A 22164-nucleotide genomic window follows, 5' to 3' on the forward strand; every position below is an offset into this window, starting at 1 on the left:
ACGCGAAGGAGACAGGCAGATGTCCGGCCACTCTAAATGGGCTACGACGAAGCACAAGAAGGCCGTGATCGACGCCAAGCGCGGCAAGCTCTTCGCGAAGATGATCAAGAACATCGAGGTCGCCGCCCGCACGGGCGGCGCCGACCCGGCCGGCAACCCCACGCTGTTCGACGCCATCCAGAAGGCCAAGAAGAGCTCGGTCCCGAACAAGAACATCGACTCCGCGGTCAAGCGCGGTGCCGGCCTCGAAGCCGGTGGCGCCGACTACGAGACGATCATGTACGAGGGTTACGGCCCCAACGGTGTCGCGGTGCTCATCGAGTGCCTCACCGACAACCGCAACCGCGCCGCCTCGGACGTCCGCGTCGCCATGACCCGCAACGGCGGCAACATGGCCGACCCCGGCTCCGTCTCGTACCTGTTCAACCGCAAGGGCGTCATCGTCGTGCCCAAGGGTGAGCTGACCGAGGACGACGTCCTGGGTGCCGTGCTGGACGCCGGTGCGGAGGAGGTCAACGACCTCGGTGAGTCCTTCGAGGTCATCTCCGAGGCCACCGACCTGGTCGCGGTGCGCACCGCGCTCCAGGAGGGCGGTATCGACTACGACTCCGCCGACGCCAACTTCGTCCCGACCATGCAGGTCGAGCTGGACGAGGACGGCGCCAGGAAGATCTTCAAGCTGATCGACGCGCTGGAGGACAGCGACGACGTGCAGAACGTCTTCGCCAACTTCGACGTCAGCGACGAGGTCATGGAGAAGGTCGACGCGTAGCGCTGCCGCGAGCTGAGTGGACGAACGGCTCAACGGGCCGACGGGACACACCCCGTCGGCCCGTCGCTGTGTCGGCCGTTGTCGGTGGCACCCGATAGCCTGCACAAACAGGCGATCGAAGGGAGGGCGCGTGCGGGTACTCGGGGTGGACCCCGGACTGACGCGCTGCGGCGTCGGCGTCGTCGAGGGAGTCGCGGGCCGACCGCTGACCATGCTCGGCGTCGGTGTCGTACGGACGCCCGCGGACGCCGAGTTGGGGCTCCGGCTCGTCGCGATCGAGCAGGGCATCGAGCAGTGGCTGGACGAACACCGGCCCGAATTCGTCGCCGTGGAGCGGGTGTTCAGCCAGCACAACGTCCGTACGGTGATGGGCACGGCCCAGGCCAGCGCCGTCGCGATGCTGTGCGCCGCCCGGCGCGGCATCCCCGTCGCCCTGCACACCCCCAGCGAGGTCAAGGCCGCCGTCACCGGCAGTGGACGCGCGGACAAGGCCCAGGTCGGCGCCATGGTGACCCGGCTGCTCAGGCTCGACGCGCCCCCCAAACCCGCCGACGCCGCCGACGCCCTCGCGCTCGCCATCTGCCACATCTGGCGCGCACCCGCCCAGAACCGGCTCCAACAGGCCGTGGCCCTGCACACGGCCAAGGCAGCACACGCACCGAAAGGCCGCCTCGCATGATCGCCTTCGTCAGCGGCACCGTCGCCGCACTCGCTCCGGATGCCGCGGTGGTCGAGGTGGGAGGTGTGGGCATGGCCGTCCAGTGCACGCCGAACACCCTGTCCACGCTCCGGCTCGGACAGTCGGCCAAGCTGGCCACCTCGCTCGTCGTGAGGGAGGACTCCCTCACCCTGTACGGCTTCGTGGACGACGACGAACGCCAGATCTTCGAACTGCTCCAGACCGCCAGCGGCGTAGGCCCCCGCCTGGCCCAGGCGATGCTGGCCGTCCACACCCCCGATGCCCTGCGCCGGGCGGTGGCCACGGGCGACGAGAAGGCACTCGTCGCGGTTCCGGGCATCGGCAAGAGGGGCGCCCAGAAGCTGTTGCTGGAGTTCAAGGACCGCTTGGGCGCGCCCGTCGGCGCCGCCGCGATCGGCGCCCCGGTCACCCAGGGCTGGCGTGACCAGCTGCACGCCGCTCTGATCGGCCTGGGGTACGCCACCCGCGAGGCCGACGAGGCGGTGGCCGCGGTGACCCCCCAGGCCGAGGCCGCCGAGGGCACCCCCCAGGTCGGCCAGCTCCTGAAGGCGGCCCTCCAGACGCTCAACAGAGCCCGCTGACCGAGGGCGCCCCCACCGCCGTACGACCCACAAGACCGACCGCGACCGCGAGGCTCAAGCATGAACTGGGACGACACCACCGACGAGACCACCGCCCCCGAGCGGCTCGTCGCTGCGTCCGCCGACGGTGAGGACCAGGCCGTCGAGGCCGCCCTGCGTCCCAAGGACCTGGACGAGTTCATCGGCCAGGAGAAGGTCCGCGAGCAGCTCGACCTCGTCCTGCGCGCCGCACGCGCGCGTGGTGCCACCGCCGACCATGTGCTGCTCTCCGGTGCCCCCGGCCTCGGCAAGACCACTCTCTCGATGATCATCGCGGCCGAGATGGGCGCCCCCATCCGCATCACCAGCGGCCCCGCCATCCAGCACGCCGGCGATCTCGCGGCGATCCTCTCCTCCCTCCAGGAGGGAGAGGTCCTCTTCCTCGACGAGATCCACCGCATGTCCCGGCCCGCCGAGGAGATGCTCTACATGGCGATGGAGGACTTCCGCGTCGACGTGATCGTCGGCAAGGGCCCCGGCGCGACCGCCATCCCCCTCGAACTGCCCCCGTTCACCCTGGTCGGCGCCACCACGCGCGCGGGACTGCTGCCGCCCCCGCTGCGCGACCGCTTCGGCTTCACCGCGCACATGGAGTTCTACGAACCGGCCGAGCTGGAGCGCGTCATCCACCGCTCCGCGAACCTCCTAGACGTCGAGATCGACACCGACGGCGCCGCCGAGATCGCCGGCCGCTCGCGCGGCACCCCCCGTATCGCCAACCGCCTGCTGCGCCGCGTCCGGGACTACGCGCAGGTGAAGGCCGACGGCGTCATCACCCGTGACATCGCGCAGGCGGCCCTGAAGGTCTACGAGGTCGACGCCCGGGGTCTCGACCGCCTCGACCGCGGTGTCCTCGAAGCGCTGCTGAAGCTGTTCGGCGGCGGCCCGGTCGGGCTCTCCACGCTGGCCGTCGCGGTGGGGGAGGAGCGCGAGACCGTCGAGGAGGTCGCCGAGCCCTTCCTCGTACGGGAGGGCCTGCTGGCCCGAACTCCGCGCGGACGCGTCGCGACCCCGGCCGCCTGGGCGCATCTCGGGCTCACGCCACCCCGTTCCACAATGGGGGGAACCGGACAACAGGACCTGTTCGGGGCGTGACGATGGGGGTCCCCCCGGTCGAGCGGAGTCGAGAGTGGGGGAGGGTACTCGCGGGGTCAGGAACCGTGGTGCGATGCTGAGCGTTGTTCATGGCGTGCGGACTCGCTTAGACTCCGCCGATGCCGCCTTTGTAGCTTTGTAGGTGGCGCCGACCACACCCCCATCCACCAGGCCGCTCACCGACGCGGTAGTGCGAAGGAAATTCCGTCCCGTGAATATCGTGACCCTCCTCCCGTTCATCGTGCTCATCGGGGCCATGTTCCTGATGACCCGCTCGGCCAAGCGCAAGCAGCAGGCCGCCGCGCAGATGCGTAACGACATGCAGCCCGGTACCGGTGTCCGCACGATCGGGGGCATGTACGCGACGGTCAAGGAAGTCAACGAGGAGACGGTTCTCCTCGACGCGGGCCCGGGTGTGGAGCTTCTCTTCGCGAAGAACTCCATCGGCGCCGTCCTCAGCGACGACGAGTACAACCGCATCGTCCACGGCATCGAGCACGACCTGAAGACCGACGAATCCGTCGTCCCGGACGACGCCTCCTCCCTCACCGAGACCGACGAGCCCTCCGACGACGCTTCCGCCGCTTCCGACGACAAGCCCATCGACCTCGGCAAGAAGGATGCGGCCGACGAGCCGGCCGACGACACCGAGGCCGCCGCGGCGAAGGCGGAAGAAGAGCCGAAGAAGACCGACGGCGAGACCGACGCGAAGTAGCCGCCGCGTTCCGGGGGAGGAGCGCGGCGCGATCCGTTCGCGTCTCGTACCCCCGGCACGGCGGGTTCTCGCAGGGAGTCCCGACACCATGTCATGGCCACCGGCCGCGCTGACCCGGCGCGAGGTGGCCCGAGAGGGAGTACGAGAAGGTGGCAGCACCTAAGAAGGGCCGGAGCGCAAGCTCCCAGAGCAAGCCAGGACGCTCGCTGGCCCTCATCCTGATCGCCATCGTGGCGCTCACCGGAGGCATGTTCCTCTCCGGGCACACGACTCCGCGTCTCGGCATCGACCTGGCCGGTGGTACGAGCATCACGCTTGAGGCCAAGAGCGGCCAGGAATCAGCGATCAACAAGACCAATATGGACACCGCGGTCGACATCATGAACCGCCGTGTCAACGGTCTTGGTGTCTCCGAGGCCGAGGTGCAGACCCAGGGCGATCGAAACATCATCGTCAACATCCCCAAGGGCACGAACTCCAAGCAGGCTCGGGAGCAGGTCGGCACCACCGCCAAGCTCTACTTCCGTCCGGTTCTGGCCCTGGAGGTCCAGGGCGGCGCCGCGACGGCCACACCCACGCCGAGCACGAGCACGTCCGGCAGCCCCTCGCCGTCGGCCTCTCAGACGGGCGACAAGGCGACCTCTTCGTCGTCCGCCTCGCCCAGTGCGTCGGCCAGCGCGACCTCGCAGGGCCGCCCGGTCACCGACGCCCTGAAGGCCGACGCGACCCCGACGCCGAGTACCTCGGCGTCTGCGGCCACCAGCGCGTCGCCCTCGGCCAGCGCCACCGCCGACGCGGCGACCGCGGCGCTCCAGGCGAAGTACGCGGCGCTCGATTGCACCAAGAAGGCGGTCCGCGCCGTCACCGGTGACGGCGTCAAGCCCACCGACCCCACGGTGGCATGTGGCCAGGACTCGCAGGGCCAGTGGCAGAAGTTCATCCTCGGCCCGGCCGAGGTGTCCGGCACCGAGGTCAAGAAGGCCCAGGCCGTCTTCGACACACAGGGTGCCTCGGGCTGGCAGGTCACCATGGACTTCACGTCCAAGGGGAGCAAGCAGTTCGCGGACGTCACCGGCCGCCTCTCCCAGAACCAGGCCCCGCAGAACGAGTTCGGCATCGTCCTGGACGGCGAGGTCGTCTCCAACCCTTACGTGAGCACGTCGATCACGGGTGGCTCCGCGCAGATCTCCGGCAGCTTCGACCAGACCGAGGCCCAGGATCTGGCGAACATGCTGTCGTACGGTGCCCTGCCGCTGACCTTCACGACGGCGAGCGTCAGCACGGTGAGCCCCGCGCTCGGTGGCGAGCAGTTGCACGCGGGTCTGATCGCGGGCGCGATCGGCCTGGCCCTGGTCGTCATCTACCTGGTGGTCTACTACCGGGGCCTGTCGACCGTCGCCATCGCCTCCTTGCTGGTCTCCGCCGCCCTCACCTACGTGATCATGTCGCTGCTCGGTCCCGCCATCGGCTTCGCGCTGAACCTGCCGGCCGTCTGTGGTGCGATCGTCGCTATCGGTATCACCGCGGACTCGTTCATCGTGTTCTTCGAACGCATCCGGGACGAGATCCGCGAGGGCCGTTCGCTGCGGCCCGCAGTCGAGCGCGGCTGGCCGCGCGCCCGGCGCACCATCCTGGTCTCCGACTTCGTGTCCTTCCTCGCCGCCGCGGTGCTCTTCATCGTCACCGTCGGCAAGGTCCAGGGCTTCGCGTTCACGCTCGGTCTGACCACCCTGCTCGACGTGGTCGTCGTCTTCTTCTTCACCAAGCCGCTGATGACGATCCTCGCCCGCAAGAAGTTCTTCGCGGAGGGTCACCGCTGGTCCGGCCTCGACCCGCAGCGCCTGGGCGCCAAACCGCCGCTCCGTCGCACCCGTCGTCCGTCCGCGCCCGTCGACATGAAGGAGGCGTGAGATGTCGAAACTCGGCACCCTCGGCGCCCGGCTCCACCGCGGCGAGATCGGCTACGACTTCGTCGGCAAGCGTTTCATCTGGTATGGCATCTCGATCCTGATCACCATCACGGCCATCCTCGGTCTGTCGGTGCGCGGCCTGAACATGGGCATCGAGTTCGAGGGAGGCGCCGTCTTCACCATCGAGAAGACCAGCGTCTCGGTGAGTCAGGCCGAGAAGTACGCGGAAGAGGCCGCCGGCCACGACGCGATCGTCCAGAAGCTGGGCAAGGACGGCCTGCGCATCCAGGTCGCCACCATCGACACCGGGGCGGCGGACAAGGTCTCGGCGAAGCTCGCCACCGACCTCGGCATTCCGGAGAAGAACATCACCGGCGAGCTGGTCGGCCCCAGCTGGGGTGACCAGGTCGCGAACAAGGCCTGGCAGGGCCTGGTGATCTTCATGATCCTGGTGGTGATCTATCTGGCCATCGCCTTCGAGTGGCGCATGGCCCTGGCCGCCCTGGTGGCACTGATCCACGACATCACCATCACCGTCGGCATCTACGCCCTCGTCGGCTTCGAGGTCACGCCAGGCACGGTGATCGGTCTGCTCACGATCCTCGGTTACTCGCTCTACGACACGGTCGTCGTCTTCGACAGCCTCAAGGAGCAGACGAAGGACATCACCAAGCAGACCCGCTGGACGTACAGCGAGATCGCCGACCGGTCGATCAACGGCACCCTGGTGCGTTCCATCAACACCACGGTGGTCGCGCTTCTCCCGGTCGCCGGTCTGCTGTTCATCGGTGGCGGTGTCCTGGGCGCGGGCATGCTCAACGACATCTCGCTGTCGCTGTTCGTCGGCCTCGCGGCCGGTGCGTACTCGTCGATCTTCATCGCCACGCCGCTCGTCGCCGACCTCAAGGAGCGCGAGCCGCAGATGAAGGCCCTCAAGAAGCGCGTCCTCGCCAAGCGCGCCCAGGGCGAGACCCCGGTGACAGCCCAGGTCAGCGACGAGCGGCCGTACGACGACGAGGACGACGATGCCGCACCCGCGGTCGTCGGTCCGCGCAACCAGCCCGCTTCCCGCAACCGCGGTCGCGGCCGGCCCTCGGGCAAGCGCCGATGACCGAGGTCAAGGAGCTGCTGCTCAGCCGTATCCGCGATGTGGCGGACTACCCGGAGCCGGGTGTGATGTTCAAGGACATCACCCCGCTTCTGGCGGACCCCGCGGCCTTCGCGGCGCTCACCGACGCCCTGGCCGACATCGCCGTGCGCAGCGGTGCCACGAAGATCGTCGGCCTGGAGGCCCGCGGCTTCATCCTGGGCGCCCCGGTCGCGGTCCGGGCCGGCCTGGGCTTCATCCCCGTACGCAAGGCGGGCAAGCTCCCCGGAGCGACACTCAGCCAGGCGTACGACCTGGAGTACGGCTCCGCCGAGATCGAGGTCCACGCCGAGGACCTGAGCGCGGGCGACCGCGTCCTGGTCGTCGACGACGTCCTGGCCACTGGTGGCACGGCCGAGGCCGCGCTCCATCTGATCCGCCGGGCAGGTGCCGAGGTCGCCGGCGTGTCCGTACTGATGGAGCTGGGCTTCCTGGGTGGCCGAGCCCGGCTGGAGTCGGCCCTGGTCGGTGCTCCGCTGGAGTCGCTGATCCTGGTCTGATTCGACGAAACGATGAGGATGCTTGTGTGAAGCACCGGAACCGGTGCTTCACACAAGCATCGTTCGTTGAGCCCCAGGAAACACCGTTGACATGTGCCGATCACTCGGATTAGATCATGAGGTGTCGGCTGACCACCGGCGCTGATTTACGGGTTCGGGTAGACCGCCCGAACCTGTGGTGTACATGCGTAGGGGGAATTACTTTGCGTTTGCGTGCTATTCCGGCGGTTACTGCGATCGCCGCGGCCACGTTCCTCGGAGCTGCCGCGAGCCCTGCTCAGGCCGGTACCGGCCTGCTCATCGCGGTGCAGATCAACAACTTCGACGACTGGGGCAACTTCAACCAGGACCCGGTATCGAGTACCGACACTCCGGGTGATGCCATCCGAGCCTGTGACTGGACGGCGGACGGGTGGGCTGTGACGACCTACCTGGACGTCGGCAGGAACGGGACCTGGGACCGCACCTCCACCACCAACGGTCACGCTTCCGACTACTGCAGCCCCTGGGCGACCGGTAATCTCACCGAGAATGCCAAGGTGAGGGTCAAGGCGTGCAACACGAAGGCCGGTGCCACCCCGAAGAACTGCAAGACGGAGGACACGGTCGCCTGACGGGCGACTTGTTCGAAAGGTGTGACGTGGTTCTTGTCGGGCGCTCGATCGGGCTTCCCCGGCAATCATGAGACCTGCCCAGGCGGACACCGGAGGAATCCGGTGTCCGCCTCTCGTGTTTCTTCTGTAGAAGGCCGTCTCAGCGGCCTGGAGGCGATGCCGGAGCCCGGGATCGCTACCATGGGCACTCCGGAGCCTGACCGGGGGACCCGGATCGCGCACGAGGAGTCCTCTTGGCAGACGAGGCCCAGCCCCTGACCGCCGCCAAGCCCGAGCCCGGCTCGGAGCCCGCGGCCACGCCCGCGCGGACCGCGAACAACGACGCGCACGGGCCGGTCGAGCACGCCCAGTCCGCACCCGTCGACCGGGCGGCCGAGCCTCCGCGCCCCAAGCCGGCCACGCCCGAGCCCGCTCCCACCCCGGCCCCCGCGCCCGCCGTCCGCCCTGCCTCCGGCCAGCCCGCCCGTTCCGCCTCCCCCAACCGCGTACGCGCCCGGCTTGCCCGGCTCGGCGTCCAGCGCTCCAATCCGTACAACCCGGTCCTGGAGCCGCTGCTGCGGGCGGTGCGCGGCAACGACCCGAAGATCGAGACGGCGACCCTCCGCCAGATCGAGAAGGCCTACCAGGTAGCCGAGCGCTGGCACCGCGGCCAGAAGCGCAAGAGCGGCGACCCGTACATCACGCACCCGCTGGCCGTCACCACGATCCTCGCCGAGCTTGGCATGGACCCGGCGACCCTGATGGCGGGCCTGCTGCACGACACGGTCGAGGACACCGAGTACGGCCTCGACCAGCTGCGCCGAGACTTCGGCGACTCCGTCGCGCTCCTCGTCGACGGCGTCACCAAGCTGGACAAGGTCAAGTTCGGCGAGGCGGCGCAGGCTGAGACCGTGCGCAAGATGGTCGTGGCCATGGCCAAGGACCCGCGTGTCCTGGTCATCAAGCTCGCCGACCGGCTGCACAACATGCGCACCATGCGCTACCTCAAGCGCGAGAAGCAGGAGAAGAAGGCGCGCGAGACGCTGGAGATCTACGCGCCGCTCGCCCATCGCCTGGGCATGAACACCATCAAGTGGGAGCTGGAGGACCTCGCGTTCGCGATCCTCTACCCCAAGATGTACGACGAGATCGTCCGGCTGGTGGCCGAGAGGGCACCGAAGCGTGACGAGTACCTGGCCATAGTGACCGACGAGGTGCAGAGCGATCTGCGCGCGGCCCGCATCAAGGCCACCGTCACCGGCCGCCCGAAGCACTACTACAGCGTCTACCAGAAGATGATCGTACGAGGCCGCGACTTCGCGGAGATCTACGACCTCGTGGGTATCCGGGTACTTGTCGACACGGTGCGCGACTGTTACGCCGCCCTCGGCACCGTGCACGCGCGCTGGAACCCGGTCCCCGGCCGGTTCAAGGACTACATCGCGATGCCCAAGTTCAACATGTACCAGTCGCTGCACACGACGGTCATCGGACCCAACGGCAAGCCGGTCGAACTCCAGATCCGTACGTTCGACATGCACCGCCGCGCCGAGTACGGCATCGCCGCGCACTGGAAGTACAAGCAGGAGGCCGTCGCCGGCGCCTCCAAGGTCCGCTCGGACCAGCCGCGGACCACCGGCAAGGACGACCACCTCAACGACATGGCGTGGCTGCGCCAGCTCCTCGACTGGCAGAAGGAGACCGAGGACCCCGGGGAGTTCCTGGAGTCCCTGCGCTTCGACCTGTCGCGCAACGAGGTCTTCGTCTTCACGCCCAAGGGCGACGTGATAGCGCTGCCGGCAGGGGCGACACCGGTCGACTTCTCGTACGCGGTGCACACCGAGGTCGGCCACCGGACCATAGGGGCACGGGTCAACGGCCGCCTCGTACCGCTCGAATCCACCCTGGACAACGGCGACCTGGTCGAGGTCTTCACCTCCAAGGCACCCGGCGCCGGGCCCTCTCGCGACTGGCTCGGCTTCGTCAAGTCGCCGCGCGCCCGCAACAAGATCCGCGCCTGGTTCTCCAAGGAGCGGCGCGACGAGGCGATCGAACAGGGCAAGGACGCCATCGCCCGCGCGATGCGCAAGCAGAACCTGCCGATCCAGCGGATCCTCACCGGCGACTCCCTCGTCACCCTCGCGCACGAGATGCGCTACCCCGACATCTCGTCCCTGTACGCGGCGATCGGCGAGGGCCATGTGGCCGCGCAGAACGTCGTACAGAAGCTTGTCCAGGCGCTCGGCGGCGAGGAGGCGGCCACCGAGGAGATCGACGAGGCCGTTCCGTCCACCCGTGGCCGGGGCCGCAAGCGGCGCAGCAACAACGACCCGGGTGTCGTGGTCAAGGGTGTCGACGACGTCTGGGTGAAGCTCGCCCGCTGCTGTACGCCCGTACCCGGCGATCCGATCATCGGATTCGTCACGCGCGGTAGCGGCGTATCGGTTCACCGCAATGACTGCGTGAACATTGAGTCACTGTCCCGTGAGCCCGAGCGCATCCTCGAAGTCGAGTGGGCGCCCACCCAGTCCTCGGTCTTCCTGGTCGCCATCCAGGTGGAGGCCCTGGACCGCTCCCGTCTCCTCTCGGACGTCACCCGCGTCCTGTCCGACCAGCACGTCAACATCCTGTCGGCGGCCGTCCAGACGTCGAGGGACCGCGTGGCCACCTCCCGCTTCACCTTCGAGATGGGCGACCCCAAGCACCTGGGACACGTCCTGAAGGCCGTCAGGGGCGTCGAGGGCGTGTACGACGTGTACCGGGTGACCTCGGCCCGCAGACCGTAGTCGGAGAACACGCAGAGGGGCTCCCGTACATCTCGTACGGGAGCCCCTCTGCGTGGTACTGGCGGGAACTAGCCGCCGAACTCCTGAAGACCCTTGAGCGCCTGGTCCAGCAGCGCCTGGCGGCCTTCCAGCTCCTTCTGGAGCTTGTCGGCCCTGGCGTTGTTGCCCTGCGTCCTGGCCGTCTCGATCTGGCCGGTGAGCTTGTCCACGGCCGCCTGGAGCTGACCGGTCAGACCCTCGGCACGCGCGCGTGCCTCCGGGTTCGTCCGGCGCCACTCGGTCTCCTCGGACTCCTGAAGAGCCCGCTCGACCGTGTGCATCCGGCCCTCGACCTTCGGGCGGGCATCGCGCGGCACATGCCCGATGGCCTCCCAGCGCTCGTTGATCGAACGGAAGGCGGCCCGCGCCGCCTTCAGGTCCGTGATCGGCAGGAGCTTCTCGGCCTCCTCGGCCAGCCCCTCCTTGAGCTTGAGGTTCTCGGTCTGCTCCGCGTCCCGCTCGGCGAAGACCGAGCTGCGCGCCGCGAAGAACACGTCCTGGGCGCCGCGGAAGCGGTTCCACAGATCGTCCTCGTGCTCGCGCTGGGCGCGGCCCGCGGCCTTCCAGTCCGTCATCAGCTCGCGGTAGCGCGCCGCCGTCGGACCCCAGTCGGTCGACGCCGACAGTGCCTCGGCCTCCGCGACCAGCTTCTCCTTGGCCTTGCGGGCGTCCTCGCGCTGCGCGTCCAGGGACGCGAAGTGCGCCTTGCGGCGCTTGGAGAACGCCGAGCGGGCGTGCGAGAAGCGGTGCCACAGCTCGTCGTCCGACTTACGGTCGAGCCGCGGCAGCCCCTTCCAGGTGTCCACCAGCGCGCGCAGCCGCTCACCGGCCGACCGCCACTGGTCGGACTGCGCCAGCTCCTCCGCCTCGACGACCAGCGCCTCCTTGGCGTGCCTGGCCTCGTCGGACTGCTTGGCGCGCTGCTGCTTGCGCTCCTCGCGCCGGGTCTCGACGGTCTCGACGAGCTTGTCCAGCCGGACCTTCAGCGCGGCCAGATCACCGACCGCGTGGTGGGCGTCCACCTGCTCGCGGATGTGGTCGATGGCCACCTGGGCGTCCTTCGCGGACAGGTCGGTGGTCTTGACTCGCTTTTCGAGGAGGCCGATCTCGACAACCAGGCCCTCGTACTTGCGCTCGAAGTAGGCCAGCGCCTCCTCGGGGGAGCCGGCCTGCCAGGAACCGACGACCTGCTCGCCGTCGGCCGTACGCACGTACACGGTCCCCGTCTCGTCGACGCGGCCCCACGGGTCGCTGCTCACAGCGCCTCCTCCACATGATGCCTGCGGAGGGCTCTGCACCCCCGGGCATCGTCCACAGTTTCGTCACGGCCAACATAGGCGACCGGCAGGGATGCTGTCCGCATCCCGCGCGACCGAAGTTTCGCAGTTGGCGGTCAGGATTTCGTTACGGTCGCCTTGTTGATCACAACGGTCGCATTCGGTGCGCCGTCGCCCTGTCCCGTGGCCTCACCGGCCGCGGCGATCTTCTTCAGAACCTTCATCCCCGACGCGGAAACCGTTCCGAACGGTGTGTAGCTGGGCGGGAGCTGACTGTCCTGGTAGACCAGGAAGAACTGGCTGCCGCCGGTGTGCGCCTGGCCCGTGTTGGCCATGGCGATCGTGCCCGCCGGGTAGATGTTGTTCTTGAGGGTTTTGTCCTTCAGGTTCTCGTCCGGGATGGTGTAGCCGGGGCCGCCCATACCGGTGCCCTTCGGGTCACCGCACTGCAGCACGTAGATGCCGTTCGTGGTGAGCCGGTGGCACTTGGTGTGGTCGAAGTAGCCCTTGCTCGCCAGGAAGTTGAACGAGTTGACCGTGTGCGGCGCCGCGGACGTCTTGAGGGCGATGTCGATGTCGCCGCAGGTCGTCGCGAGCTTCATTTCGTACTTCGCCGACTTGTCGATGGTCATCGCCGGCTCCTTCTTCCAGCTCAGCGACTTCACCGCACCCTCGGCAGCCTTCTCGCAGGGGTCCGCGGCCTTGCTGGGCGAGGCGCTCGGGGTGACCTCGGCGCTCGCGTTCGCCTTGCTGTCGTCGTTCTTGAAGACCCCGGTCGCATACGACACCACGCTGCCCACGACGATCACGCCGAGGACCGACGCGATCACCGAGTTGCGCACGTTCGCCTTGCGTCGCGCGGCCGTGCGCCGCTGCTGCTGCCGCAAGAACTTCTCCCGCGCGAGCTGACGCTTCCGCTGTTCCTGGGTGACCACCGGGTTCTTCTCCTCATGCGTCTCGTACGTCGACTGGGACGCGTGCGTCTTGTGAGCCGACCGCCTGTGTGTGCCCCGTACCGTATATGGGTTCGCTGAGGAAACGGCAGCGCCGGTAGGCTCTGGGGCACTGCCACCCACCCCGTACGACCACGTACGCCACATATCGAAGGACGATCGTGCTCATTGCCGGGTTCCCGGCCGGCGCCTGGGGGACGAACTGTTATCTCGTCGCCCCCGCCGCCGGTGAGGAGTGCGTGATCATCGACCCGGGCCATCAGGCCGCCCAGGGAGTCGAGGAGACGCTCAAGAAGCATCGGCTCAAGCCCGTAGCGGTCGTCCTCACTCACGGACATCTCGACCACGTCGCCTCGGTCGTCCCGGTGTGCGGCGCGCACGGTGTCCCGGCGTGGATCCACCCCGACGACCGCTACATGATGAGCGACCCGGAGAAGGCCCTCGGCCGCTCCATCGGGATGCCGCTGCTCGGCGAGCTGACCATCGGGGAACCGGACGACGTCAAGGAGCTGACGGACGGCGCGCGGCTGGAACTGGCGGGCCTGGAGCTGGGCGTGGCGCACGCACCGGGCCATACCAAGGGGTCGGTGACGTTCAGGATGCCGGAGACCACGGACATCCCGTCCGTGTTCTTCTCTGGCGACCTGCTCTTCGCCGGCTCCATCGGACGCACCGACCTGCCCGGCGGTGACATGGCCGAGATGCTCGACTCGCTGGCCCGTGTGTGCCTGCCGCTCGACGACTCGACCGTGGTGCTGTCCGGCCACGGCGCCCAGACGACCATCGGCCAGGAGCGCGCCACCAACCCGTATCTGCGGCAGGTGGCGGCCGGCCTTCAAGATCGCGGCGAGGGTTCGAACCCCCCTCACCGACGAGGAATGTGACGAGACCTTCCGTGAGCACCTTCAAGGCCCCCAAGGGCACGTACGACCTGATCCCGCCGGACAGCGCGAAGTACCTGGCGGTACGGGAAGCGATCGCGGCGCCGCTGCGCAACTCCGGCTACGGCTACATCGAGACGCCGGGCTTCGAGAACGTCGAGTTGTTCGCCCGGGGTGTGGGCGAATCGACGGACATCGTGACGAAGGAGATGTACGCCTTCGAGACCAAGGGCGGCGACATGCTGGCCCTGCGCCCCGAGGGCACGGCGTCGGTCCTGCGCGCGGCCCTTGAGGCCAACCTCCACAAGCTGGGCAACCTCCCGGTCAAGCTCTGGTACTCGGGCTCGTACTACCGCTACGAGCGCCCCCAGAAGGGCCGTTACCGTCACTTCTCGCAGGTGGGCGCGGAGGCGATCGGCGCGGAGGATCCGGCGCTGGACGCCGAGCTGATCATCCTGGCGGACCAGGCGTACCGGGCGCTGGGGTTGAGGAACTTCCGCATCCTGCTGAATTCGCTGGGCGACAAGGAGTGCCGACCGGTGTACAGGTCGGCGCTTCAGGACTTCCTCCGGGGCCTCGACCTGGACGAGGAGACGCTGCGTCGGGCCGACATCAACCCGCTGCGGGTACTGGACGACAAGAGGGACGACGTCCAGAAGCAGCTCGTGGGCGCGCCCCTGCTGCGGGACTACCTGTGCGATGCGTGCAAGGCGTACCACGAGGAGGTCCGCGAGCTGATCACGGCGGCGGGCGTCGCCTTCGAGGACGATCCGAAGCTGGTCCGTGGCCTGGACTACTACACCCGTACGACCTTCGAGTTCGTCCACGACGGGCTGGGCTCGCAGTCCGCGGTGGGCGGTGGTGGGCGCTACGACGGTCTGTCCGAGATGATCGGCGGTCCCGCGCTGCCGTCGGTGGGCTGGGCGCTGGGCGTGGACCGTACGGTCCTTGCCCTGGAAGCGGAGGGCGTGGAGCTCGAACTCCCGTCCGCGACGAGTGTGTTCGCGGTGCCGTTGGGGGAGGAGGCTCGGCGGGTGCTGTTCGGGAAGGTCACGGAGCTGCGCAAGGTGGGGGTCGCGGCGGACTTCTCGTATGGGGCGAAGGGCTTGAAGGGTGCGATGAAGAACGCGAACCGGAGTGGGGCGCGGTACACGATCGTCGCCGGTGAGCGGGATCTCGCGGAGGGTGTGGTCCAGCTGAAGGACATGGAGTCCGGTGAGCAGACGGCGATCGGCGTGAACGAGATCGTGGCGGAACTGGAGTCGAGGTTGGGCTGAGGGCGGGTTTTCTTCGCCCCCGCCGCCCCTACCCATACCCATCCCTGGGGGCTGCGCCCCCAGACCCCCTTTGTCCTCAAACGCCGGACGGGCTGGATATGCCTGGGTATCCAGCCCCTCCGGCGTTTGAGGAGCGGGGGTTCGGGGGCGGAGCCCCCGAGGATGGGACGGGTAGGGGCGGCGGGGGCGAGAAGATGCCGGGGTCAGTCCAGCAGGCCGTGCCTCATCGCGCTCGTGACTGCCGCCGTGCGGTCGTCCACGCCCAGTTTTCCGAAGGCCCGTAGTAGGTGCGTCTTCACCGTCGACTCCCCGATGTACAACCGCCGCCCGATCTCCGCGTTCGTGCACCCCTCCGCCACCAGCCGCAACACCGCCGTCTCCCGCTCCGACAGCCGCGGCCGCTCCGGCCGCGTCCGGAGCTGGTCCACCAGCCTCGCCGCCACCGTCGGCGCCAGTACCGTCTCGCCGCGCGCCGCCGCCCGTACCGCGTCCGCCAGTTCACCGCGCGGCAGATCCTTCAGCAGATAGCCCGCCGCTCCCGCCTCCACGGCCCGCAGGATGTCCCGGTCAGTCTCGTACGTCGTCAGGACGATCACGCGGCACGGCAGACCGGCCTCGCTCATCCGGACGATCGAGTCCACGCCCCCACCGCCCGGCATCCGCAGGTCCATCAGCACGATGTCCGGGCGCAACTCCGCCGCCAGCGCCTCCGCCTGGGGCCCGCTCGACGCGTCGGCGATCACATCGAGGTCGGGTTCGGCGCTGAGCATCGCGCGCAGGCCCTCCCGTACGACGGGATGGTCGTCGGCCAGGATGATGCGGATCATGGCTCGCTCCTCACAGAAGTAGGCGAACGAGGTGAAGGTACGGGCAGTCCGACCGTCACCGTCGTGCCCTCGCCCGGTGCGCTGCGGATGCGTACCGTTCCGCCCGCCTCCGCCGCCCGCGCGCTCAGCCCCGCCAGACCGTAACCGTCCCGTACGGCGTCCGTGTCGAAGCCGCACCCCTCGTCCCGTACGGCGAGAGCGAGCCGTTCCTCCTCGTAGGTCAGCTCGATGGCGACCGCCGCTCCACTGCCCGCGTGCTTGCGCGCGTTCGCCAGGGCCTCCTGGCAGGCGCGCAGCAGCACCACCTCCTGGGCGGCCGGGAGGGGGCGTACGGGGCCTGTCACGGTCAGCGTCGCCTCGTTGCGGCCGGCCAGGCGGTGCAGGGCGTCCGGGAGCGTGGCGCCCTCCAGGTCGGCCGGGGCGCCGCCGGCCACCAGGGCGCGGGCCTCGGCGAGGTTCTGGCGGGCCGTCTCCGCCATCAGGGAGAGATGGCGGCGGGCCTGCGGGATGTCGTCGTCCAGCTCCGCCTCGACCGCCTGGACCAGCATCAGCAGACTGGTGAAGCCCTGCGCGAGCGTGTCGTGGATCTCCCTGGCCATGCGTTCTCGCTCGGCCAGGGCTCCGTGTGCCGTCGACAGGCGGGACAACTCGTGGCGGCTCGCGTCCAACTCCGCGATCAACTCCGCCCGTTCCTGGCTCTGTTCGATCACCTTGATGACCCAGCTGCCCACCGCCACCGAGAAGACCAGCGTCACCAGCGCGAACACCGCGTTGAAGAACACGTCGTGGTCGCTGGGCCACCACAGCATCGCCCAGCCCACCACCGGCGCGATGTTGATGACGGTCACGGCCGCCAGCGCCCGGCGCAGCCGCAGGGTCATGAAGCACTGCGGGACCAGCGCGAAGGTCATCAGGCGCGTCTCGCCGACCAGGATCGCCGAGGGGAGGAACAGGGTCAGGGCGGCAAGCAGGTAGCGCAGCGAGCGGTGTTCGTCCGGCGGGTCGTCCTGGAGGATCCCTCGGCCCCAGCCCACGTACATCGGGATCAGGGGGAACAGCAGCGCGGCCGCCGTCACGCGTACCGGCCACCCGGGGTAGTTCGTGCCGAGCACGAACACCAGGGTGGCCAGCCAGACGACGGCGAAGTACGTGTCCCAGAGCCGGAACGAGCGGTCCCAGGTGTACGCGCCGCGAGGCTCGGAACCGTTCACCCGTCGCGCCGGGTCTTCCAGCGGAAGGTCAGCAGGCACAGCAGCAGTCCTCCGATGCACCACGCCCCCAGGACCAGAGCGATGCGTCCGAACTCCCAACTCCCCGTCTGTTCGAGGACGCGGGCCGAGTCGGGCAGGAACACCCCGCGCAGACCCTGGCACATCCACTTCAGCGGGAACAGGGCGCCCACGTTCAGCATCCAGTCGGGAATCGTGTCGATCGCGATGTACACCCCGGAGATGAACTGCAGTACCAGGAACGGGAGTACGACCACGGAGGTCGCGCTCTTCCCGGACTTCGGGACGGAGCTGATCGCGATGCCGAGCAGCGCGCACGCCGTCAGGCCGAGGACGAAGATCCAGGCGAACTCCGCCCACCTGGTGAGGTCCGAGGGGAGGTCCACGTCGTACAGCGTGGTGCCGACCAGGAGCAGGATCACCGTCTCCAGGAAGCCGGTGACCAGGACCAGCCAGATCTTGCCGAGGAAGTACGCGGCCGGGGGCATCGGCGTCCCGCGCAGTCGGCGCAGCACCCGTTCGTCGCGTTCGATCGCGATCGAGATGCCCAGCGACTGGAAGCTCGTCGACATGATGCCGGCGGCCATCATCGCCGGGACGTACAGCTGCGAGGCGGTGATACCGGCCGAGTCGATGTCGTCGCTGAAGATCGACGCGAAGAGGAACAGGAACACGACCGGGAAGGCGAACGTGAACACCACCTGGTCGCGCATCCGGAAGAACTGTTTGATCTCCAGCCCGCCCCGTTGCAGGCCCAGGCTCCAGGCCGAGGGGAGGCGGACGTCCGTGTCCCTCCCCGCGTGCGCTCGTACGGCCGCCGTCGTCATCGCGTGTCCTCCTGTCCGGTCAGCCGGAGGTAGACGTCCTCCAGGGTCGGGCGGCTCACCCGCAAGCCGGGGATCTCGCCGTCGAAGCGGTGCGTGAGTTCCGTGACCGTGCGGGTCGGTGTCTTCGTGTGGGTGACGCGCGTGGTGCCGTCGGTCTCCGTCCACTCGACGGTCGCCTCGGTGCCGTGGCGTTCCCGCAGCGCGGCCGGCTCGCCCTCGGCGACCACCCGGCCCGCCGAGACGATCGCCAGCCGGTCCGCCAGGGCCTCGGCCTCCTCCAGATAGTGCGTGGTGAGGAGGATCGTCGTTCCCTCGTCGGCGAGGGTGCGGATCAGGTCCCAGAACTGGCGGCGGGCCGCCGGGTCGAAACCCGTCGTCGGCTCGTCCAGGAGCAGCAGTTCCGGGCCGCCGATCACACCGAGCGCCACGTCGAGACGGCGCCGCTGGCCGCCCGACAGCTCCTTGATCCGGCTGCCCGCCTTCTGTTCCAGACCGACCAGCCCGATCACCTGCTCCGGGTCCCGCGGCGCCGGGTAGTAACGGGCGAAATGACGTACGGTTTCGCGGACCGTCAACTCGGCGGGTGCCGATTCGTCCTGCCAGACGATTCCGACACGTGAGCGCCACGCGCGCGTGCCCGTCGCCGGATCCGAACCCAGTACCAGGACCTCTCCCTCGTCCCGGGACCGGTTGCCCTGGAGGATCTCCACGGTGGTGCTCTTGCCCGCGCCATTGGGCCCCAGCAGGCCGAACACCTCGCCCCGCCGGATGCCGAGATCGATGCCGTCGACGGCGGTCACGTCCCCGTACCGCTTGCGCAGTCCCCGTACGGCCACCGCGAGGTCTTTCGCGTCTGTTGTCATGCCGTCGAGCCTCGTCCCGAACCGAAGCCTCCGGGACGACCAGGCGTACCTCCTTATGTCCACCGAACGGTGGACACGCGCCCGCGTGCGGCACAATGACCGTGCCCGCCAACCCCCCTCGAAGCAACGGAACGGCGTGATGACCAAGACGATGATGAAGGACGGCGTCTCCACCGACCAGCCCGAGCCCCCTGCCGAGGCCGCGCGCTCGGTCGGCGCCAGCCGTGCGTTCGCCGTGATGCTGTTGCTCACCGGCGCGGCCGGACTGCTCGCCGCATGGGTCATCACGATCGACAAGTTCAAGCTGCTCGAAGCCAAGGTCGAGGGCAAGACGTTCACCCCCGGGTGCAGCCTCAACCCCGTGGTGTCCTGCGGCAGCGTGATGGAGAGCAAGCAGGCCGCCGCCTTCGGGTTCCCCAACCCGATGCTCGGCCTCGTCGCCTACGGCATCGTCATCTGCGTCGGCATGAGCCTGCTCGGCCGGGCCCGCTTCCCGCGCTGGTACTGGCTCACCTTCAACGCGGGCACCCTGTTCGGCGTCGGATTCTGCACCTGGCTGCAGTTCCAGTCCCTGTACCGGATCAACGCGCTGTGCCTGTGGTGCTCCCTGGCCTGGGTCGCGACGATCATCATGTTCTGGTACGTGACCTCGTTCAATGTCAGGAACGGCTTCATCCCCGCGCCGAAGTTCCTCAAGAGCTTCTTCGGCGAGTTCACCTGGGTCGTGCCGGTTCTGCACATCGGCATCATCGGCATGCTGGTCCTGACCCGCTGGTGGGACTTCTGGACCAGCTGACCTCGTCGGCCGGACTGTCAGTGGTGTGACATAGGGTTTTGGACGTGGAGCCCGACCTGTTCACCGCCGCAGCGGAAGCACGCCAGGAGAAGGACCCGTCCGGAAGCCCCCTGGCCGTGCGGATGCGCCCGCGTGTCCTCGACGAGGTCGTGGGCCAGCAGCATTTGCTGAAGCCGGGGTCGCCCCTGCGCCGGCTCGTCGGCGAGAGCGACGGCGGACCTGCCGGACCCTCGTCCGTGATCCTCTGGGGGCCGCCCGGCACCGGGAAGACGACACTCGCGTATGTCGTCTCCAAGGCCACCAACAAGCGCTTCGTCGAGCTGTCGGCGATCACCGCGGGCGTCAAGGAGGTCCGTGCGGTCATCGACGGGGCCCGCCGCGCCACCGGCGGCTTCGGCAAGGAGACCGTCCTCTTCCTCGACGAGATCCACCGCTTCAGCAAGGCCCAGCAGGACTCCCTGCTCCCCGCCGTCGAGAACCGCTGGGTGACCCTGATCGCGGCGACCACCGAGAACCCGTACTTCTCGGTGATCTCGCCCCTCCTCTCCCGTTCCCTCCTCCTCACCCTCGAACCCCTCACGGACGACGACCTGCGCGGTCTGCTGCGCCGGGCGCTCACCGACGAGCGCGGCCTCAAGAGCGCCGTCACCCTGCCCGAGGACACCGAGGAACACCTGCTGCGGATCGCCGGCGGAGACGCCCGGCGGGCCCTGACCGCCCTGGAGGCCGCCGCCGGAGCCGCGCTCGACAAGGGCGACGCGGAGATCGCGCTCCAGACGCTGGAGGAGACCGTCGACCGCGCGGCCGTGAAGTACGACCGCGACGGCGACCAGCACTACGACGTGGCCAGTGCCCTCATCAAGTCCATCCGGGGCTCGGACGTCGACGCGGCCCTGCACTACCTTGCCCGCATGATCGAGGCCGGCGAGGACCCCCGTTTCATCGCCCGCCGCCTGATGATCTCCGCCAGCGAGGACATCGGCCTCGCCGATCCGAACGCCCTGCCGATAGCCGTCGCCGCCGCGCAGGCCGTCGCCATGATCGGCTTCCCGGAGGCCGCCCTCACCCTCAGCCACGCCACCATCGCCCTCGCCCTGGCCCCCAAGTCCAACGCGGCGACCACGGCGATCGGCGCCGCCATGGAGGACGTACGCAAGGGCCATGCGGGACCTGTGCCGATGCATCTGCGGGACGGGCACTACAAGGGCGCCGCCAAACTCGGCCACGCGCAGGGATACGTGTACCCGCACGACCTGCCGGAGGGCATCGCCGAGCAGCAGTACGCCCCGGAGGAGCTGAAGGACCGCCGGTACTACGAACCGACCCGGCACGGCGCCGAGGCCCGGTACGCGGACGCGGTGGAGTGGACCAGGAAACACCTCGGTCGTAAGCGGTCCTGAGCAGCCTGTAGAATCCTCGAAGTGCTGTGTCCCGTGCAGTCAGAACGGGACGGTCAGCCGGAACCCCTTGCGGGTTCCAGGAGCGTCGCGCACCTTTCGCTTGGTGTCGCGGGCAGCCCATCACCGTTCACGGTTGGTGGGCCACTCGCGTACTGCACGTTGTGCCCAGACCAGGGGAGCGGCTGCCCACCAGATCCTTCGCGGACCTGGCGGGTTTCCCCGGCTGCGGATGCGACCTCCCATAACTCTGACAAGCCGAACACCGAGAAATGAGAGATCGTGGCGAACCAGTCCCGCCCCAAGGTCAAGAAGTCGCGTGCCCTCGGCATCGCGCTGACCCCGAAGGCCGTCAAGTACTTCGAGGCCCGTCCCTACCCGCCGGGTGAGCACGGTCGTGGCCGCAAGCAGAACTCGGACTACAAGGTCCGTCTGCTGGAGAAGCAGCGTCTGCGCGCGCAGTACGACGTGTCCGAGCGTCAGCTCGTCCGCGCCTACGAGCGTGCCTCCAAGGTCCAGGGCAAGACCGGTGAGGCCCTGATCATCGAGCTGGAGCGTCGCCTCGACGCGCTGGTCCTGCGTTCGGGCATCGCCCGCACGATCTACCAGGCCCGCCAGATGGTCGTCCACGGCCACATCGAGGTCAACGGCCAGAAGGTCGACAAGCCCTCGTTCCGTGTCCGTCCCGACGACGTCGTGATGGTCCGCGAGCGCAGCCGCAGCAAGACGCTGTTCGAGGTCTCCCGCGCCGGTGGCTTCGCCCCCGACGGCGAGACCCCGCGCTACCTCCAGGTGAACCTCGGCGCCCTGGCGTTCCGCCTGGACCGCGAGCCGAACCGCAAGGAGATCCCGGTGATCTGCGACGAGCAGCTCGTCGTCGAGTATTACGCCCGCTGATCCAGCGGCTGTAGTACCTGCACCACCGGCTTCGCGCCTTCGGCCCGTCGTTTCCCCGCCCTC

Annotated in this window: 21 protein-coding genes; 15 read left to right on the forward strand and 6 right to left on the reverse strand. The window is 68.7% G+C overall.

Features of this window, described 5'->3' with window-relative positions; translation table 11 throughout:
• Positions 1–19 precede the first annotated feature (19 nt).
• From ACFYXF_RS45890 to ACFYXF_RS45935, 10 genes are all read left to right on the forward strand, one after another.
• The gene (locus ACFYXF_RS45890) at positions 20–772 is read left to right on the forward strand and encodes a YebC/PmpR family DNA-binding transcriptional regulator (RefSeq protein WP_389359193.1); all 753 of its coding nucleotides are present in this window, start codon (positions 20–22) and stop codon (positions 770–772) included.
• Between the two features lie 130 nt (positions 773–902).
• Positions 903–1451, forward strand: coding sequence for a crossover junction endodeoxyribonuclease RuvC (ruvC, locus tag ACFYXF_RS45895; protein ID WP_389359195.1), 549 nt, complete (start codon positions 903–905; stop codon positions 1449–1451).
• A complete protein-coding gene (ruvA, locus tag ACFYXF_RS45900; protein ID WP_389359197.1) occupies positions 1448–2053 on the forward strand; it encodes a Holliday junction branch migration protein RuvA in 606 nt (201 codons plus the stop codon). The genes ruvC and ruvA overlap by 4 nt, the downstream gene beginning before the upstream one ends.
• Before the next feature lie 60 nt (positions 2054–2113).
• Positions 2114–3187 (forward strand): Holliday junction branch migration DNA helicase RuvB, encoded by a 1074-nt coding sequence (gene ruvB / locus ACFYXF_RS45905; RefSeq protein ID WP_389359199.1) that lies wholly within the window; start codon positions 2114–2116, stop codon positions 3185–3187.
• A gap of 211 nt (positions 3188–3398) precedes the next feature.
• The gene (yajC, locus tag ACFYXF_RS45910) at positions 3399–3902 is read left to right on the forward strand and encodes a preprotein translocase subunit YajC (RefSeq protein WP_389359201.1); all 504 of its coding nucleotides are present in this window, start codon (positions 3399–3401) and stop codon (positions 3900–3902) included.
• Between the two features lie 149 nt (positions 3903–4051).
• The gene (secD, locus tag ACFYXF_RS45915) at positions 4052–5812 is read left to right on the forward strand and encodes a protein translocase subunit SecD (protein ID WP_389359203.1); all 1761 of its coding nucleotides are present in this window, start codon (positions 4052–4054) and stop codon (positions 5810–5812) included.
• A gap of 1 nt (position 5813) precedes the next feature.
• Positions 5814–6923 carry a protein translocase subunit SecF gene (gene secF / locus ACFYXF_RS45920; RefSeq protein ID WP_389359205.1) on the forward strand — a complete coding sequence of 370 codons (1110 nt, stop codon included), beginning with the start codon at positions 5814–5816 and terminating at the stop codon, positions 6921–6923.
• Positions 6920–7459 carry an adenine phosphoribosyltransferase gene (locus ACFYXF_RS45925; protein ID WP_389359207.1) on the forward strand — a complete coding sequence of 180 codons (540 nt, stop codon included), beginning with the start codon at positions 6920–6922 and terminating at the stop codon, positions 7457–7459. The genes secF and ACFYXF_RS45925 overlap by 4 nt, the downstream gene beginning before the upstream one ends.
• Before the next feature lie 209 nt (positions 7460–7668).
• Positions 7669–8073: a hypothetical protein gene (locus tag ACFYXF_RS45930; protein ID WP_389359209.1), complete on the forward strand. Its 405-nt coding sequence runs from the start codon at positions 7669–7671 to the stop codon at positions 8071–8073.
• A 233-nt stretch (positions 8074–8306) separates the two neighbouring features.
• On the forward strand, positions 8307–10838 hold the full coding sequence (locus ACFYXF_RS45935; RefSeq protein ID WP_389359211.1) for a RelA/SpoT family protein: 2532 nt from the start codon (positions 8307–8309) through the stop codon (positions 10836–10838).
• A gap of 68 nt (positions 10839–10906) precedes the next feature.
• Here the strand turns inward: ACFYXF_RS45935 and ACFYXF_RS45940 are convergent, their stop codons facing one another.
• Together ACFYXF_RS45940 and ACFYXF_RS45945 are read right to left on the reverse strand one after the other, a co-directional pair.
• Positions 10907–12136 (reverse strand): DUF349 domain-containing protein, encoded by a 1230-nt coding sequence (locus tag ACFYXF_RS45940; protein ID WP_389359213.1) that lies wholly within the window; start codon positions 12134–12136, stop codon positions 10907–10909.
• A gap of 134 nt (positions 12137–12270) precedes the next feature.
• Positions 12271–13089, reverse strand: a complete 819-nt coding sequence (locus ACFYXF_RS45945) for a peptidylprolyl isomerase (protein WP_389359215.1) — start codon at positions 13087–13089, stop codon at positions 12271–12273.
• A 179-nt stretch (positions 13090–13268) separates the two neighbouring features.
• Between ACFYXF_RS45945 and ACFYXF_RS45950 the strand changes: the two genes are divergently transcribed.
• Both ACFYXF_RS45950 and hisS read left to right on the forward strand, forming a co-directional pair.
• The gene (locus ACFYXF_RS45950) at positions 13269–13991 is read left to right on the forward strand and encodes an MBL fold metallo-hydrolase (RefSeq protein WP_369037677.1); all 723 of its coding nucleotides are present in this window, start codon (positions 13269–13271) and stop codon (positions 13989–13991) included.
• 11 nt (positions 13992–14002) lie between these two features.
• Positions 14003–15265: a histidine--tRNA ligase gene (hisS, locus tag ACFYXF_RS45955; RefSeq protein WP_389359218.1), complete on the forward strand. Its 1263-nt coding sequence runs from the start codon at positions 14003–14005 to the stop codon at positions 15263–15265.
• A gap of 203 nt (positions 15266–15468) precedes the next feature.
• On the opposite strand, the gene ACFYXF_RS45960 is transcribed toward hisS, so the two are convergent.
• The 4 genes from ACFYXF_RS45960 to ACFYXF_RS45975 are packed head-to-tail and all read right to left on the reverse strand — an operon-like array spanning position 15469 to position 19011.
• Positions 15469–16092 (reverse strand): response regulator, encoded by a 624-nt coding sequence (locus tag ACFYXF_RS45960; RefSeq protein WP_389359220.1) that lies wholly within the window; start codon positions 16090–16092, stop codon positions 15469–15471.
• Positions 16089–17342, reverse strand: a complete 1254-nt coding sequence (locus ACFYXF_RS45965) for a sensor histidine kinase (protein ID WP_389359222.1) — start codon at positions 17340–17342, stop codon at positions 16089–16091. The genes ACFYXF_RS45960 and ACFYXF_RS45965 overlap by 4 nt, the downstream gene beginning before the upstream one ends.
• Positions 17300–18148 carry an ABC transporter permease gene (locus ACFYXF_RS45970; protein WP_389359224.1) on the reverse strand — a complete coding sequence of 283 codons (849 nt, stop codon included), beginning with the start codon at positions 18146–18148 and terminating at the stop codon, positions 17300–17302. The genes ACFYXF_RS45965 and ACFYXF_RS45970 overlap by 43 nt, the downstream gene beginning before the upstream one ends.
• On the reverse strand, positions 18145–19011 hold the full coding sequence (locus tag ACFYXF_RS45975) for an ABC transporter ATP-binding protein (RefSeq protein WP_389359226.1): 867 nt from the start codon (positions 19009–19011) through the stop codon (positions 18145–18147). Before ACFYXF_RS45975 ends, ACFYXF_RS45970 begins: the two co-directional genes overlap by 4 nt.
• A gap of 139 nt (positions 19012–19150) precedes the next feature.
• On the opposite strand from ACFYXF_RS45975, the gene ACFYXF_RS45980 reads away from it, so the two are divergent.
• The 3 genes from ACFYXF_RS45980 to rpsD all read left to right on the forward strand — a co-directional run bounded on the left by ACFYXF_RS45980 (position 19151) and on the right by rpsD (position 22101).
• Entirely contained in the window at positions 19151–19807 is a 657-nt protein-coding gene (locus ACFYXF_RS45980) for a vitamin K epoxide reductase family protein (RefSeq protein WP_389359228.1), read from the forward strand.
• A gap of 44 nt (positions 19808–19851) precedes the next feature.
• A complete protein-coding gene (locus tag ACFYXF_RS45985) occupies positions 19852–21207 on the forward strand; it encodes a replication-associated recombination protein A (RefSeq protein ID WP_369032017.1) in 1356 nt (451 codons plus the stop codon).
• 279 nt (positions 21208–21486) lie between these two features.
• Positions 21487–22101, forward strand: a complete 615-nt coding sequence (gene rpsD, locus ACFYXF_RS45990) for a 30S ribosomal protein S4 (protein WP_153291663.1) — start codon at positions 21487–21489, stop codon at positions 22099–22101.
• Positions 22102–22164 lie beyond the last annotated feature (63 nt).

The sequence above is a fragment of the Streptomyces sp. NPDC002680 genome (assembly GCF_042889145.1).
Taxonomy (GTDB): Bacteria; Actinomycetota; Actinomycetes; order Streptomycetales; family Streptomycetaceae; genus Streptomyces; species Streptomyces adonidis.